This is a genomic window from Streptococcus sp. 4886, assembly GCF_013276485.1.
Lineage (GTDB): Bacteria > Bacillota > Bacilli > Lactobacillales > Streptococcaceae > Streptococcus.
Map to the genome: position 1 here is coordinate 1 of NZ_VMLD01000001.1, position 16,597 is coordinate 16,597.

Here is a 16,597-nt window from a genome sequence, read left to right on the forward strand (position 1 = left end):
ATATATATATATATATATGCACAGGCATATAAAACCTTTTGATACAGCTTTCTTTTTAATGAAGAAATAACAGTTATACTATATTTATCTATGTATAATATCTCTTGTATCAATGTTACATTATTGTTACGTTTTGATTACAAAAATATTTCAAAATATATGATAGAAGCCTGAGTATTTTATAGTAATTCCCTCTCTATCGATTAGGTCAACCAGTTGAGTGTTACACCCTATCCTCAGCAAAGGACTATGATCAGCATTTCCTAGCCACTAGGACGCTCCAAATCACCTATTCTAAGTCCATCACTAGCTTGGTCAGTAAGATACCTACGGCAAGGCGACGTTGACGTGGTTTGAAGAGATTTTCATTGAGTATAATTTTAACTTCTTATTTTTCATTCCTATTCCTTAAATAAAAAGCTCACTAAAAAAGTGAGCAACATTTCCAATGAGATACTTCTGTTGACGAGCGCGTCTCTCCGCCCCCTCATTGCCTTGCGAAGAGGCTTGGCGAATCGAAAGGAGGTGTTTTTTCCTGTTTTCAATTCTACTTATTTTTGCACATTTTTTTAATTTTATCAAACAAAAAAACGCAAGCCGAAGCCTGCGAAAAGTTTTTTTATAACCATTTAATTTCTTTCACATCTGTTTTACGAACTTTAGCATATTTCTTAGCGCTTGTAAAATGTAGAGTAACCGGTTTAAACACTCCACTTTTATCTCTTCGTAAACCTAAAATTGCGGATCTTTTGTTTCTATCTTCAAAAAATATGACGTCCAACTTCATAGTGTTTTTAGATAAATCTTTGGCTAGGATACAACAACTTATTATCTTAGGATAGAAGATATCACCGATAAAACTATACAAAGATATCCTTTCTATAACATCGTTGTACATGGGATTATTTTTATATTCTTCCAAAATAAAAACACCAGCTTGAATAGCAGGTATTGTTTGACTAGCATAATCTCGTGTGATTTTGTGCAAGCCAAATAAGTGATGTAAATCAGTCAAGCAAAAATCTACTTCGAAAGTCTCTAAATGCTTATAATTCGTTGATACTTGACATGTTTTTCCATCGAATTTCTCTTGATAATCTAAAATACAATCAAGTAATTTCAACGACAAACTCCATATTTTCTCAAAATAAAAAAAGCACGGGGCAGTTCTCACTACTGCCCAAAGTGGATGATTAGAGTCGGCTTCTCTAACTCCCTATGTTGTGCTTATTAGGCTTATCGCAAGGGAACAGTTTTTAGCTCTGCCAAGCCACATAGCGTGCTTACTACTATGTGTCCATGTCTCCATGGATTGCCGAGCGGTTTAACGACGTTTTGGGAGTCGGGATAACGAGAAAAGTGATACTTTTACGTTTTTTCCAACTTAATTATGACATCTTTCTTTAAAAAAGTCAATATTTATCGCTTTCTTTAACGAAAAAAATCCCACAAGAACGAATCCTGTGGGGAGATACACATTTTAGAAAAGCTTTCCTTTATTCTACTATTTTTCTTGTATTTTATCATTTAGAATGATAAAATACAAGTTTTTTGATAAAATAACCAAAAACTACTCGCTATCCCTTCTCACATTACCCTACATATCGTTTGATATGCGACTGATCGTTCAGGGAAACTTCAAGGACAACTTTTCTCTCATCCCCTATGCAGGACTTACTATTTCATTTCTACTCCTATAGGCTCAATTTGACACTTTTCTTCTTCGAATTGCTCATATGCCTCCTGAATAGTGAGTTCGATTTATCCAAATCTATTTTTGTCTATTTTGATGAACACTTCCACGAAGATAGTCTGAAAATGAATTTGCACCAATTTTTCTTCTCTTTTTAAGCATATTATTCCAGATATGATGCCATCTTGTTCAGTAATAAATTGCGCTTTAAACGCTTCAATCGGTTTACATTGTCAAATTTAGATTTTATTTGAGCATAGCTTTCTAGTTTGCTTTTTGATTTTTATTTAATATAGTAGCAAAAATTGAAGGAAATATCTCCACAAGAAAACGCATACTATTAAGCTTTTTCAAGACCTAATAATATGCGCTGTTCTGATTTGAAAGACATTCCATTATTATTTTACTGTTATCAAGCCTTCAGGCTCGACTGTAAATTCTGGTTTTTCTGCTATCGTACCATCTTCTTTAAGGTAATACCAGCCATCATTTGATTTGACAAAGGCATTGGAAACCATATCCCCATTTTGACTATCAAGATAGTACCAAGTCTCCTTGTATTTGATCCAGCCTGTTTTCATGGCGCCCTCTGTGTCAAAATAATACCACTTCTCAGCGATTTTCTTCCAGCCTGTAGCCATTTCTCCTGACTGGTCAAACCAGTACCAGTTGCCGTCTGTGTGCTTCTTCCAGCGGTCTGCAAGCATATATCCTGAACCGTCAAAGTAATACCAGGTACCATTGACTTTCTCAAACTTATCTTTTGGATAAGAACCATCTGAGTGTACATACCAGGTGCCAGTATCATTCTGTTGCCATCCTGCTTCAATCGTCAAGCCGTTTTCAATATCCTGCTTAAACTGCTCACGGCTAATACCCCATTTGGCAAGATAAGGATAAGGGTCAACATGATCTGAGTTATTATTGGGTTGGTTATTGGTGCAGTATTCGTGTGTCTTGATACCTGCCAAGTCGTCTGTATCAAGTGTTTTCGGTATACCAGCTTCATCCGCTAGATTGCGCAAGAGTTCGATATAGAGACGATAGTCAATCAGAAACTCTTCTTTTGATTCATGGCTTTCAATCAGTTCAACTTGTGCATAACCTTCTGCATTCCAACCGCCCCCAACGTCCCAGGCACCATTATCAACAGGTCCTACCTGCATAACACGACCATTACCGACTACGTGAGAAAAGAAGCCCAATTCAGGATCTTTTCTGTAATGGTAGTCAGCCTCATTTTGCACCGTTGAGTTACGGTTGCCTGTGGAATGGGCATGGACTTGCCTATATGGTTGCACGCCGACTTGAGGCAAATCTGTTCTTAATTTACTCACATCAATTTCCATATTCTACTCCTTATCAATTAAAACAACTTATTTTTTACAATCCAGAACCAGAAACTCCTTTATTTCTACCTTACAAAGAAGACAATCCTAGTCACGATTAGGCTTGTAGATAGAACTTTAAAATGCACTATTTTGACACTGTAAATAGGACTGACAAGGTCTGCATTCTATCTACAATAACACCCCAGACTAAAAAGCTTTTCAAAAGTATATTTTTACAGTCTCTATATGTTCTTTTAATAAATACATTATATCATATAAAAGAAGTCAAAAGTATATTAAACTATTTTCAAGACCAAACTAAAGATGACAGCACAAGTTTTTTCGATTTTCACTAGAGGAAATAGATTTTATTCAGTAAATCAAGCTAGGATGACACTTTTGTTGCCAAGATGGCCTTCCCTTCTTTTATCAAGGGGTGACGGAAAAGCGAAAAGTACAGTTGAACTGTCATGGCAACCCAGATAAGGGGTTCACAAAGAATAACTCCTCTATAGCCTGCCCAAGGGATAATCATGACCACAAAAGCGATTTTCCCGATTAGTTCAATAAAGCTGGAAACCAGAGGAAGGATCTTTTGCCCCAAGCCCTGCAAACAATTACGATAAATCAACAAGAGACTCAAAATAGGATAGAAGGCTGAACTAATTTGCAGGTAGAGACTACCATTTTCTACCAAATAGCTATCCGTCGAACTAGCCAAGAAGGAAACCAAGGCTGGACTAGCAAAAAAGAGGAAGACACAAACAAAAACTGCCCAGGACATACTTAAACGACTGCCGATTCGAAGACCTTGAACAATGCGGTCAGGTCGCTTAGCTCCAAGATTTTGCGAAGCATAGGTCGTCATAGAAGCAGAGATAGCGGTCATAGGAAGAAGGGCAAAGGCCATAATGCGGCGAGCCGCCGTTTGAGCACTAATAATCACTGCACCAAAGGTATTAACAGAAGACTGTAAAATCACACTGCCGATAGATACAATTGAACTCATCAAGCCCATAGCCAAACCTTGCTCCAAGAGATCAGCGTATAAGACCTTATCCCATTTGAAATGCTTGAGTTGAGGCAAAAGTTCTGGCACACTCTTACGGATATAATAAAAGCAGAGAACCGCTGATAAACCCTGCGAAATGATGGTAGCAAGTCCTGCGGATTGAACTCCCAGATGCAATTGCGTAATGAAATAGAGATCCAGAACCACATTGACAAGAGCAGAGAAAATCAAAAATCCAAGGGCAGCTAGACTGTCCCCAATAGATCGCAACAAACCTGCAAAGAGATTATAAGCAAAGCTGACACCAACACAGGTCACAATCATAGAAATATATTGATAGGACTGAGGGAGGATTTCAGCAGGGGTATCTAGGTATTGCAAAAGTGGATACAATCCAAGAAAGCCCAGCAACATAACTACAATACTCAAAAAGGCACCTAGTATCCAAGTGGCAGCTACTGCTTCCTTGATTTTTGTGAAATTCCGAGCTCCATAATAACGGGCAATGACAATCCCCATGCCATTGCCAACACCAAGAGTAAAACCCACAATCAGGTCAAAAATCGCTGTCGTCGCTCCTACCGCCGCCAAGGAGTCTTGTCCAAGAAAACGCCCAACAATCAAGACATCAGCTGTATTATAGAGTTGCTGAAAGATATTAGACAGCAAGATTGGAAAGGCGAAGCTTAAGAGCGAGGGGAGAATAGGACCATGAATCAGGTCCACTGTTCGTTTTTTATTCATAAGGCTATTATATCAGCTTTCTAGTGGAGCGACAAGAAACAGCAAACTATAGATGATCTGAAAACTTGAACAAAAAACCGAAAAAGTAGCGGATTTCCCCACTACTTTAACAGCTTATTCTTCAATTTCGATTTCAAGTTCATCGCCTAGGTCAAGTGTAACTTCTTCATTCACAGAATCTGCTTGAACTGCTTCATCTTTTTTGTTTTCAGTATCTTGTTCTGAAGCTTCTTCTCCATCAATCAAGCCAAATTTAGAACGGACTTGCTTATCAATTTCATCAAAGATTTCTGGGTGCTCTGCCAAGTATTTCTTGGCATTTTCAGAACCCTGACCGATTTTTTCATCCTTGTAAGAATACCAAGCTCCTGCCTTTTTGATAATATCCAAGTCGCTTGCAATCTTCAAGAGTTCACCAGTCTTAGAAATTCCTTCTCCGTACATAATTTCAACTACGGCTTCCTTAAACGGTGGAGCTACCTTATTTTTTACAACCTTAATCTTAGTTTCTTTACCAACATTGGTTTCTTTTTGGTCACCAGTTCCCTTAATTTGTGTATTACCACGAACATCCAAGCGGACTGAAGCATAGAATTTCAAAGCACGTCCGCCAGGTGTTGTTTCTGGATTTCCAAACATGACCCCAACTTTCTCACGCAATTGGTTGATAAAGATGGCAATTGTTTTGGTTTTATTGATAGAAGCACCAAGTTTACGCATGGCCTGACTCATCATACGGGCCTGCAAACCAACGTGGTTATCTCCTATATCTCCATCAATTTCCGCACGAGGGACAAGGGCAGCAACTGAGTCGACTACGACAAGATCTACAGCACCTGAGTCAATCAATTTTCCTGCAATCTCAAGACCTTGCTCTCCCGAGTCTGGTTGAGACAAGAGCAATTCGTCAATATTGACACCAAGAGCCGCAGCATAAGCTGGATCGAGGGCATGTTCCGCATCGATAAAAGCTGCAATTCCACCTTCTTTTTGCGCTTGTGCAACTGCATGAAGGGCAACCGTTGTCTTACCAGATGACTCTGGCCCATAGATTTCGATGATACGTCCCTTAGGATAACCACCTGAACCAAGGGCAATGTCAAGAGCTAAAGAACCTGAGCTCATCACTTGCACCTTTTGCTCCGCACGTTCACCCAAACGCATGATTGATCCTTTACCAAAGTCTTTCTCAATCAATTTAAGAGCGTCATTCAAGGCTTTTTCACGTTCTGCCCCGAATTTTTTTGAAATTTCATCTAATTTTTTTGGTTTTTTCGCCATTCTATTCTCCTACATTCTAATGGTCCTCAGACCTACCTACTATTATATCAAAAGTTAGTCACTTAATAAAGCCTTGCGAACTAGGTTAAAGGCATGCATAACCGCAATGTGACGTACATCTGCTCGACTTCTACCTCCAATATTCACCTTGATGACCTTAGTTCCATGCTCCTGTGCCAATCCTATGAAGACTGTTCCAGCTGGGTGTCCTTCGAGGCTATCTGGTCCTGCCACTCCAGTCAAACTAATGCCAAAATCTGACTGGGTCTTGCTTCGTGCCTGCTCAGCCATCTTCTGTGCTGTAAATTCAGACACAACACCCTGTTCTTCCAAATCCTTGACAGGAATATCCAACATCTTTGATTTTTCCTCCAGGCTATAGGTTACAAAACCACCTTTAAATATACTTGAAGCACCCGAAAAATCAGCTACAGTAGCTTGGAAAAGACCAGCCGTCAAACTCTCTGCAGCCGTGATGGTTTTCCCTTGCCTTTTCAGTTCTTCTACCACAATGCTAGCTAAACTAGTTTCTTCCCCATAACCATAACAAAGGTCTCGTAAAGAAAGGCCTTCAAAAGTCTTGCGATTCAAGATTTGATTTTCCAAGATATCCAGCACTTGATTCGCCTCTTCTTGACTGCTAGCCTTTGTTGACAGACGCAAGGTTACCTCTCCTGTCTTGGCATAAGGTGCCAAGGTCGGATCGGTCTGATTATCAATCAAATCAGCCAAAATCGTCACCAGCTGGCTCTCGCCAATCCCAAAGAAACGAAGAACTCGGGAATACAACTTGCTCCCTGTCATCAACTTGGGTAGAAGTTGGTTTAAGACCATGGGTTTCAATTCACTTGGTGGACCTGGAAGAACAACGTAGGTCACTCCATCGACTTCCAATATTCCTCCCACAGCCAGTCCTGTTTCGTTGGGTAGTGGAGTCGCTCCTTCTACAATTTGGGCTTGTCTTTCGTTATTCGGTGTTCGGGCATAGTCTGGTCTCTGGGCAAAAAAGACATCCAACTTCTCCTGGGCCTGAGGATCGAAGACTAATTCTTTCCCTAAAAATTTAGCCAGAGTTTGTTTGGTCAAATCGTCCTCAGTCGGCCCCAAACCGCCTGTCAAAATCACCAGACTGCTACGTTGACTGGCGATCTCAAGCAAAGCCAAGAGACGAGCTTCATTGTCTCCTACAGCCGTCTGAAAATATACATCTACCCCAATCTCTGCTAATTTTTCCGATAAAAACTGGGCATTGGTATTGACAATCTGTCCTGTCAAAATCTCTGTTCCAACAGCAATGATTTCTGCTTTCATGTTTCCTCCTACCTATCTATTCGTATTTTTTTGAAAAAATCGCAGGAATTTTCCTACGATTGATTTTTTATTTGTATCAAAAGTTAATTATCCTCATCACCAACAGGTGCTCGTCCAAATAAATCTTCAAATAAGACCGCATTGGTTTCGACCTGGGTAACTTCTTCTTGTCCCAAAGAACGTCGGAGTAGATTTTGCATTTCCAACATATGGGCTCTCGAAACAATCTGGTAAGAAACACCTTGAAGCATCTCTCCTTCACCCTGCAACTGCTGAGTTTCAATGGTTTTAAATGAATCTTTATAGCCCAACAAGCTCGGAATACTTTTCGCAGACAAATCAATATTGGTCTGCATATTGTCACTCAAAGCTTTTAGAATCTCTTGATAATGACCAACGCTATTTAAACTGAGAGCTTTTTCCATGACTTTTTGAATAACTTCACGTTGACGTTTTTGACGACCATAATCTCCCTCAGGATCTTGGTAACGCATTCGTGCATATACTAGGGCTTCTTCTCCCCCAATATGTTGCTCCCCAACACCGATAGAAATGGTATTAAATTCTTCTTGGTCACTGATAGAAATTGGGAAACCTAGGGTATTATTGACTGTAATACCACCTACTGCATCCACTAGTTTTTGCAACCCTTTCATATTGACCATCACATAGCGATCAATATGGATATTCATCATTTTTTGAATGGTTTCTATAGCAAGCTCTGCTCCACCATCTGCATATGCTGAATTCAGTTTCGCTTCATGAGCCTGACCATTCCCTGATTCAATGCGGGTCAGAATATCCCGCTCTAAACTCATCATCGTTGTTTTTTTCGTTTTAGGATTCACTGTCATCAAGATCATGCTATCACTTCTACCGACCCAAGTTTCAGTTCGTTCAGCATTTCCGGTGTCCACTCCCATTAACAGAATGGTTAGAGGTTCAGTCGCTTCAATAACCTTGGTTTCTTCGCCGATTTTTTTATAGGTTTTAGCTAAGGTTTGTGTGCCTTGCTGATAAATAGTATACGCAAAAACACCGACACCTAAAACTGTCACAGCTAGAAAAGCTAATACCATTCCAATAATTTTTTTAACCATATTTCTACTAATCGATCAGTTTACCCATCAAGTAAACATCGATAAATTTCCCTTCTTCTATATATGCTCCACGCTCTTGGCGACCTTCAATTACAAAGCCATGCTTTTGATAAAGATGGACTGCTGCTTGATTACGAGTTTGGACAGTCAGCTGGAGACGACGCAGAATGCCACTTGCTTGTGCCCACTCTATCGCTTCCTCTAGCAAAAAACTTCCCAAGCCATTATTCCAATATCTTTTTCCAATCACAATAAAGAGATCTCCAATATGACGGACTCTCTTGCGCTGGTCAGCTGTAATATTTACAATACCAGCAATTTTATCATTTAAGAATGCAAGTAAGGTTATCTGATTGTCCGAACTAGCTTGCTTGTTGAGGAATACTTCCATCTCCTCACTGGTCAAGAGAATACCATCTCCGTCTAAGCTGGTAAAATCTGTCTCCAAACTCACACGATTTAAAAAGGCCACTAATTCAGCTGCATCTTTAGGCTCTGCTTCTCTAATGAGCAATTCATACTCCATGTTGAAGCTCCTCTAAGAGTTTTTCTGCACGCAAACCTTTTGCTTGGAAATTCAGTCTGCGACCGTCTTCTTCTTTTAGAATTTCCAACTCTAAATAAGTATCTGGCAAGGCATCTCCTAAGAGATTTCCCCACTCGATAACAGTCACGCCGCCACCAAAGAGAAATTCATCCAAATCAATAGAATCCGCATCTCCTCCAATACGATAAACATCTAAATGGAAAAGCGGAAGACGCCCCTCATACTCTCTTACGATAGTATAGGTTGGACTTTTAATCATTTGAGAAATCTGTAAACCTTTAGCAAGTCCTTTAGTAAAGGTCGTTTTACCTGCGCCCAGTTCTCCAGTTAAGATTAAAACATCATTCTTTTCTAATAGATGACCCAAACGCTCCCCTAAGGCTTGTAGCTCTTCTTCATTTTTTGTGTACATACTCTTATTATACCAAAAACTTTTCTTTTGTGTCTATTTTCCTGCTAAACTTACCATCATAACATCCATAAAAACAAGCTTTCTCTAAAAGAAAATGAGCGTAGCAATGACCAATACAAGATCTCGGAAAATATGACCATAAAAGGAAACTTCCTTCTTAACCGAATTTGGGACAAGATAGGCTGCAAAAAACAAACCCAGTCCAATATAAATCAGAAGAGAGACAATGGTCATTGGATTTCTTAAGAAGAGAAGTGTTGCTAAAATAGTCACCAACACTGTCTTTTTTCTGTCTAGCATAGCAAGAAAATCGCGCATGTATTTTTTCAAGGGTAAAAAAATCAGCAAATCTAGTCCAAATAGAAAGAAAAAGGATGGCAATAAAAAGTCAACTAATTCTTGCTGCAACGTATTTTTGATGAACAAGTTATCTGACAAGACAAGAACAGCTCCTAACAAATTAATTAAGAGCAAGATACTGTAAAAAAGCTTCACCGACTTCTTACTAGCTAGGACACTATGGACTTCTTGCTTACGAGTATAAAGATAATTTACTCCAGCACAGATTCCTGAAACGAAGACCATACTTCCGATGAAAAAAGCTGTACTTTGTTTAAAGGACAAGATGCATTCTTTCCATAGGAAACAGCTACTCAAACTGATTTGAATTAAAGCTAACAAAAATAAGATTCTCATTGATTTCATCTTTTCTCTCCCTTCCTACCAATCATTATACTAGGAGAAAAGAGAGAACTGTTTTCAATCTTCTCAAATGACTCTTTTAGACGCTAAACAAACACCAGAGACTAATACTCAATGAAAACTAGGAATTGCTCGAAACACTGTTTTGAGGTTGCAGATAGAACTGATGTGGTTTGAAGAGATTTTGGAAGAATATAAATTTGAAATAAGGCTGATAGTATTCATTTCACTATCAGCCTTACAGGTTATTTAACGTTTCAGAAAAACTATAATGTCAAGATTAACTAAACAGTATCTAATTCCTTCAAATAATTTTCTATCTTCATCAACATTAAAGGATTGTTATAAATCTTACATAACTCTTTTGCTTCTATATAATAATTTTTGACTTGTTCTTTGTCTAGAAATTTGGCTCCAGCATTTCCTACAAGAATAAGTAGAGGAGCCAGTTGGTAGCTTGTCTGTCTTTGTTTACAGAGTTCAATCGTCTCAAGAGCTTCTTGGATGGCTTCGTTATATTTTTCCTTTGATACTAGGTAGTGAGCGTAGTTGTAACGAACTCTGATGTAGCCAAATAAAAACTCTTGATGCTCAAAATTTTTTGTCTGATATAACTCCATCAAATGAGAGTAGTTTGCCTCATATTCTTGTTCACGACCCACTAAGGAATAGAAATTAGATAGAGTATTCAATGCCTTTAAATAAATCAGAGTATTTGAGGAGACTTTTAATAATATATTTTCCAATGAAGAAATAGCCTCACACTTACTGTCATATTGATAGAAGTCAATAATAGCTTTAATCCATTCAAGGTAAGTTCGGTCTTCTAGTGTTAGAAAAGTACTTCGTTCAATCTCTATTCTATAAATATATTCCAAATCGTCATAATTTCTGTCATCTAATAGTCGAGCAGATAATTGCTTGAAATTAGAGAGGTTAGATTTAATTTCAATTTGTTCATTGAAAAAGTAATCCAAAGGGACTTCAAGTCGTTGTGAGAGTTTGAACAAAAGGTCTGCGGAGGGAATGAAATGCCCTCTCTCAATTTTACTAATCTGGCTTTGTTCACAAATTCCTTCTGCAAGAGTTTGTTGGGAGAGTCTCAACTCTTTTCTTTTCAATCTGAATTTTTCAGCTAATGTAGTCATAAAAACAAAAAACCTTCCTAATTTATATTTGTCAATTATATATCATTTAGTTAAAGACGGCAAATATTTACTCGATAAAATTACAAATAGAAATAATAAAAAAAGTTCAAAATATAATAAAAATACTTGACTGAATAATATACATATGTTAAAATAAAAACAAGGAAACAGAAAGGGGTTTCACGAATAAAGAAAAATCGTGGAATTCAAAAATTAGCTATATTAGTATTACTAGGTGTTTTTACGTTTAGTAACACAATTCCTTACCAACAGTTTGTTCAGAAGAATAAACGATTGGAGATTCGAGTGCAATTACAAAAGAATTCCAATGGTCTTGATGTTGGGAAGGCAGATTGATTTCGTATTACTTTAAAATTCAACTATTTAGAGAAAGGTATTCTTATGAGAGCTTGTAACAATACCAGATAGATATAAGAATGGAGATGTTTGATAAAATGCTTTCATAGCTAACCAACTGTTGAAAATTATGAGTTACAAAATCTAAAGTATTTAAGATTGGTTTATAAAATTAGGTCTCTGCCTGTAGAAAGGAACGTGCAGTTAGAAAGGAGGAAAAAATAGGATACTATAATTCAGACTGAGATTTCTAATTAAAATATGTAGTTGCATTTCGCTCATTTTCATAATATTTCATTCAGAGGAGTAATAATATGTTAAAATTTAGAAAAGTAGTTGCATCATCCCTTGCCGTTTTGGCATGTAGTTTGGCTCTTCCTGTTTTGGCAGTTTCTCTCCATGGTGGCGAGTGGACCTATGGAGGCTATCATGATCCAAATAATTGGGGAGCATTTTCGAATTATTATCATGGTTCAGAGGATCACTGGGCCTATGTTGGAAGTAATGGACGTGACAATCAAAAAACAGCTTATGCAGGAGCACATAGTGCGGCCTATGCGTTTGTTAATACAAATTTTGGGGAGCAAGTTACATTTGATGCGGGATTGCAAGAATAATTGAAGAAGATTCTTTTATCAATAGTTTAGTAAGCTTGTTAGTTTATAGAGGGCAGGGGTATTTCTGCCCTCTATTTTAGAATAAGGAATGCACTATGAAAAAATTATTTATACTCATATCCAACCTGCTTGCTAGTTTGTTCTTTGTTTGGGTATTTACCATTTGGACTGATACATATGTTTCCCATTATTACCCCAACGTTGTTGTACGTGATTCTTCCCCTGAAACAACTTTTCAGCATGTTGCTACACGCTTGGAAAAACTAGCAGAAGAAACGGATAGCTTTATTGCGATTCAACACCAAGATCCCAACTCAGAAGGTACTCCAGTTTTTTCTTATACGACCTTTGGGGACGGAAAGTTGCCTGATGGGCTACAGGAAAAAAATCTAGAAGATGCCCAAAGTAGTAGTGTTGAAACAAACTATTTTGTATTCGATGGAAACCTAGATATTCACTTGCTAAGAGAGGAGCTAAGTCAACTTGGCTTGACTAACATGCACCTGATAATTCCATCTAAACTATCTACGTTAATGGCTATCTTTAGTAACGGATTTCAGTTAATCGGTTTATTGATTTTCATCTTAACCTTTGGAGCACTGACTTTAATTAGTCAAATTAGCCAATTACGGTCGTCGGGCATTCGCCTCATTTCAGGAGAGAAACGGTGGTCCATTTTCCTTAGACCAGTTGGTGAGGATTTGAAAGGGATAGCTGTTGGTTTCAGTTTAGCTGGCGTGCTCGCCATTCTTATGCAAAAAATTCTGTCGCTTCCAACGCAATCCCTAATGACCATAGGAGAAGGCTTGCTCAGTTATAATCTCATCTTGTTGTTGATCTCCCTGTTTTTCGCTCAACTCTTCGCAGTTGGGATAAAAAAGATACACCTGATGCAGATTATAAAAGGGCAAGTGCCTGTCAGAGGAATCATTAGTTTGATTTTAATCGGTCAACTATTAGCGATTATTATTGTAACGCTGGGAATAGGGAGTAGCTTAAAGTATTCCCAAGCCTGGCAACAGCATCGGATTGGACAAGAGGCTTGGAGCCAGGAAAGGCAACTGATTACCCTATCATTCAGCCGTGAAGGAACGAGTCCTGGTTTTGATGAACAAGCTCAAAGGAAACTCAGAACTTGGTATCAATTGATGGATCTGGCTGTTTCAGAAAAAAAGGCTTTCTTATCTAGACACCAGTTAATTGACCGTTCTTTGCAAAATGGCATGGCTTCCTCCAAAAACTTTATAACCTCTACAGAATGGCACGATTACAACCCGAATGGCAATGTCCTTATCGTCACACCGCAATACTTGGAGCGTCAAAACATTCCTGTAGATACAACTATTGAGCAAAAGATGAATCACCTTGATGTAGGGGAGTTTGTCTTATTGCTGCCTGAACACCTCCGTTCAGAGGAAGAACATTATAAATCTGTTTTTGAAGACGACTTAACCAGTCGCATGTCTAGTAAAGATGAACGACAGCAAATGACTGCTACGGTAGGTTATTTGGAATCAGGTCAGGATCGTTTTGTGTATAATACGACCCCTATTTCTTACCAGCAGTTTTTGAAAGATCCAATCATCATTGTTATAACACCCCAATCAACTGGTCCACAGTCCATTTTCTTTTGGGTAGACGCAGTACAGAATTACGTTCTCTTTAATCAATTGTCTGATGCCCAGGAGCTTATCCAGAGACAAGGCATTGAAAATTGGGTCTCAGAAATGCAAACAGGTTACCACAACTACATCACATTATCGGATAATATCCAGAGGGAACGTTGGGTAATGCTAGCAGGAGCTGTGCTTGGGATTACAACTTCAATCTTGTTGTTTAACACTATGAATAGGCTCTACTTTGAAGAATTTAGACGTGCCATTTTTATCAAACGCATTGCAGGTCTCAGGTTCTTAGAAATCCATCGCACTTATCTCTTTGCTCAACTGGGTGTGTTTTTACTGGGATTTGTTGCGAGTGTATTTCTTATGGTAGAGATAGTAGTTGCTTTCTTAGTCTCGTTACTCTTTACTGGTCTATCTCTTTTACAGTTACATGTCCAAATGCAGAAAGAAAACAAGATGTCCATGCTTGTTTTGAAGGGAGGTTAATATGATTGAACTTAAACAGGTGAGTAAATCTTTTGGAGAACGAGAGTTATTTTCGAATCTTTCAATGACATTTGAGGCTGGAAAAGTCTATGCCTTAATTGGTTCAAGTGGTAGCGGAAAAACAACCTTGATGAACATGATTGGGAAATTAGAATCTTATGATGGGACGATTTTTTACCGAGGTAAAGACTTGGCCAATTATAAATCGAGTGATTTTTTCCGTCACGAATTGGGCTACCTCTTCCAGAACTTTGGCTTAATTGAAAACCAAAGTATTGAAGAAAACCTTAAGCTAGGTCTCATTGGTCAAAAGTTGAGTCGGTCGGAACAGCGGTTGAGGCAGAAGCAGGCTTTAGAACAGGTCGGCCTGGCTTATCTTGACCTAGATAAGCGCATCTTTGAGTTATCGGGCGGAGAATCGCAACGGGTTGCCTTGGCAAAAATTATCTTAAAGAATCCACCCTTTATTCTGGCAGATGAGCCAACAGCTTCAATAGACCCAGCAACCTCTCAGTTGATTATGGAGATTTTGCTATCTCTTCGAGATGATAATAGGCTAATCATTATCGCAACACATAATCCGGCAATTTGGGAGATGGCTGATGAAGTGTTCACGATGGATCGTCTGAAATAAAAATCCTTGTTTTTAATTGCACGATGAGTTACTGAAATATTATCATGAATCAATAATTGGAGTTAATTTAGAATTGTACTTTATCAATATTGAGGTAACTTTTTCTTGATAAAGGAAGAAATAGTGAAGAGAAAGTTAGAATGAAAAAATTCGACAATTATATTATTGAGAAGCCTTGCGATTCTAATTCAGATAAACTGCAAAAAATCTTAATAATTGAAAGTTTGGTAGATGATATTTTGCAATTTTCTCTCAGAATCAATAATAGTGTAGGAGAGATTTTCCTCCTACAACCGTTTCAAAAGAAAACTATCTTTATTCCATGTTATTTTGAGGAAGATATTGTGAAAGTTAAAGATGATGATGAAGTTGAGTGGAATTTGTTAGAATTTCAAAAATTTAGAGCATTTTTGGCTTAGTAATCTGTGTTGAAGGCTCAAAACCTATGGTAAAAAAGTAGCTTTGAAAACGTATTGCCTCCAAAGATTTAGTTAAATAATGATTTAATACAAAAAGAAATTATTGAAGTTCTGGAAAGATGTTGTTTCAGTATTGAGAAAAGGTGGGAAAAACTTGCGATTTTCACAGAGAAAGGAAGAAAAAGTATAGAAATATAGTCAATTGAAACAAGAACAGGACAAAAGAACCTTTTGTGCCATATTTTTCTCCTTTCGCTTTACAAATTGGCTTGAACACCTTTATTGTATCGCATTTGGAGTTTTTTGGGTATAACCTTCGACACGCACCCGCATAGCGGGTGTTTTTTTTGTCTCGCACCTAACGGAACGAGACGGACTAATAGTCACATAATCAAAAAAACGCACCATATCAAAAACTAAAAAATTTGATATTATGCGTCATATCTTAAACTAATTGACTATACTTTCTATTCAAATGAGCTTTTAACCAATTGATTGAGCCAATCGACTCTTAAAACCAAAGAGCAATCTCTCGCTTAGCTGACTCTTCTGAATCTGACCCATGTACAACATTTTGGATAGCTTGATTTTCACTAGCAGCTTTTGCAAAATCACCTCGAATAGTTCCTGGTAAAGCTTCTTCTGGACGAGTCGCACCCATCATAGTCCGCCAAGTTTCGATTACTTTAGGACCTGAAATAATGCCCACAAGAACTGGGCCTGAAGTCATAAATTCACGAATCGGTGGGTAAAAACTTTGACCAACCAAGTCCTGATAGTGCTGGTCAATCAACTCTTCTGAAACCTGTGAACGCAACTCCAATTTTTCGATTGTCAATCCACGTTGTTCGATGCGTTTCAATACTTCACCCACTAGCCCTCTTTTTACACCGTCTGGTTTAATGATAAAAAATGTTTGTTCCATACCTGTCTCCTTTGTCAGCTTCTTTCTTTTATACTCTTCGAAAATCTCTTTAAACCACGTCAACGTCGCCTTGCCGTAGGTATATGTTACTGACTTCGTCAGTCTTATCTACAACCTCAAAGCAGTGCTTTGAGCTGACTTCGTCAGTTCTATCTACAACCTCAAAGCAGTGCTTTGAGCAACCTGCGGCTAGTTTCCTAGTTTGCTCTTTGATTTTCATTGAGTATTATTTTACCACATTTCATGGAAAAAT

General features: G+C 38.1%; 17 protein-coding genes. 5 read left to right on the forward strand and 12 right to left on the reverse strand.

Annotated features, from left to right (window positions below; genetic code table 11):
- Positions 1-619: 619 nt before the first annotated feature.
- The 10 genes from HT679_RS00005 to HT679_RS00050 form a co-directional block, all read right to left on the reverse strand.
- Positions 620-1,174, reverse strand: a complete 555-nt coding sequence (locus HT679_RS00005) for a PBECR4 domain-containing protein (RefSeq protein WP_333502781.1) — start codon at positions 1,172-1,174, stop codon at positions 620-622.
- A gap of 917 nt (positions 1,175-2,091) precedes the next feature.
- Positions 2,092-3,042 carry an N-acetylmuramoyl-L-alanine amidase family protein gene (locus HT679_RS00010; RefSeq protein ID WP_173212168.1) on the reverse strand — a complete coding sequence of 317 codons (951 nt, stop codon included), beginning with the start codon at positions 3,040-3,042 and terminating at the stop codon, positions 2,092-2,094.
- A 367-nt stretch (positions 3,043-3,409) separates the two neighbouring features.
- Entirely contained in the window at positions 3,410-4,780 is a 1,371-nt protein-coding gene (locus HT679_RS00015; protein WP_173212170.1) for an MATE family efflux transporter, read from the reverse strand.
- Between the two features lie 114 nt (positions 4,781-4,894).
- Positions 4,895-6,061 carry a recombinase RecA gene (gene recA, locus HT679_RS00020; protein ID WP_050441079.1) on the reverse strand — a complete coding sequence of 389 codons (1,167 nt, stop codon included), beginning with the start codon at positions 6,059-6,061 and terminating at the stop codon, positions 4,895-4,897.
- A 54-nt stretch (positions 6,062-6,115) separates the two neighbouring features.
- Positions 6,116-7,372, reverse strand: coding sequence for a competence/damage-inducible protein A (locus HT679_RS00025; RefSeq protein ID WP_173212172.1), 1,257 nt, complete (start codon positions 7,370-7,372; stop codon positions 6,116-6,118).
- Between the two features lie 83 nt (positions 7,373-7,455).
- Positions 7,456-8,472, reverse strand: coding sequence for an LCP family protein (locus tag HT679_RS00030; RefSeq protein ID WP_173212174.1), 1,017 nt, complete (start codon positions 8,470-8,472; stop codon positions 7,456-7,458).
- Between the two features lie 7 nt (positions 8,473-8,479).
- The gene (locus HT679_RS00035) at positions 8,480-8,998 is read right to left on the reverse strand and encodes a GNAT family N-acetyltransferase (protein ID WP_173212177.1); all 519 of its coding nucleotides are present in this window, start codon (positions 8,996-8,998) and stop codon (positions 8,480-8,482) included.
- The gene (gene tsaE / locus HT679_RS00040; RefSeq protein ID WP_173212185.1) at positions 8,988-9,431 is read right to left on the reverse strand and encodes a tRNA (adenosine(37)-N6)-threonylcarbamoyltransferase complex ATPase subunit type 1 TsaE; all 444 of its coding nucleotides are present in this window, start codon (positions 9,429-9,431) and stop codon (positions 8,988-8,990) included. Before tsaE ends, HT679_RS00035 begins: the two co-directional genes overlap by 11 nt.
- An 84-nt stretch (positions 9,432-9,515) precedes the next feature.
- Positions 9,516-10,136: a hypothetical protein gene (locus HT679_RS00045; protein WP_023940371.1), complete on the reverse strand. Its 621-nt coding sequence runs from the start codon at positions 10,134-10,136 to the stop codon at positions 9,516-9,518.
- A gap of 281 nt (positions 10,137-10,417) precedes the next feature.
- Complete coding sequence (locus tag HT679_RS00050) at positions 10,418-11,281, reverse strand: helix-turn-helix transcriptional regulator (RefSeq protein WP_164226804.1); 864 nt, start codon at positions 11,279-11,281, stop codon at positions 10,418-10,420.
- 186 nt (positions 11,282-11,467) lie between these two features.
- Between HT679_RS00050 and HT679_RS11505 the strand changes: the two genes are divergently transcribed.
- The 5 genes from HT679_RS11505 (at position 11,468) to HT679_RS11620 (ending at position 15,419) form a co-directional block, all read left to right on the forward strand.
- Entirely contained in the window at positions 11,468-11,638 is a 171-nt protein-coding gene (locus HT679_RS11505; RefSeq protein ID WP_267241016.1) for a PhrA family quorum-sensing system peptide, read from the forward strand.
- A 314-nt stretch (positions 11,639-11,952) separates the two neighbouring features.
- On the forward strand, positions 11,953-12,255 hold the full coding sequence (locus tag HT679_RS00055) for a lactococcin 972 family bacteriocin (RefSeq protein WP_045611574.1): 303 nt from the start codon (positions 11,953-11,955) through the stop codon (positions 12,253-12,255).
- A gap of 95 nt (positions 12,256-12,350) precedes the next feature.
- A complete protein-coding gene (locus HT679_RS00060; RefSeq protein WP_173212188.1) occupies positions 12,351-14,366 on the forward strand; it encodes a DUF1430 domain-containing protein in 2,016 nt (671 codons plus the stop codon).
- Between the two features lies 1 nt (position 14,367).
- Positions 14,368-15,000: an ABC transporter ATP-binding protein gene (locus tag HT679_RS00065; protein ID WP_000571433.1), complete on the forward strand. Its 633-nt coding sequence runs from the start codon at positions 14,368-14,370 to the stop codon at positions 14,998-15,000.
- Between the two features lie 140 nt (positions 15,001-15,140).
- Positions 15,141-15,419 (forward strand): competence protein ComA, encoded by a 279-nt coding sequence (locus HT679_RS11620; protein ID WP_173212190.1) that lies wholly within the window; start codon positions 15,141-15,143, stop codon positions 15,417-15,419.
- Positions 15,420-15,930: 511 nt separating this feature from the next.
- Here the strand turns inward: HT679_RS11620 and ndk are convergent.
- Positions 15,931-16,344, reverse strand: coding sequence for a nucleoside-diphosphate kinase (ndk, locus tag HT679_RS00075; RefSeq protein ID WP_173212192.1), 414 nt, complete (start codon positions 16,342-16,344; stop codon positions 15,931-15,933).
- Positions 16,345-16,393: 49 nt separating this feature from the next.
- A complete protein-coding gene (locus tag HT679_RS11180; RefSeq protein WP_240149559.1) occupies positions 16,394-16,564 on the reverse strand; it encodes a hypothetical protein in 171 nt (56 codons plus the stop codon).
- Positions 16,565-16,597 lie beyond the last annotated feature (33 nt).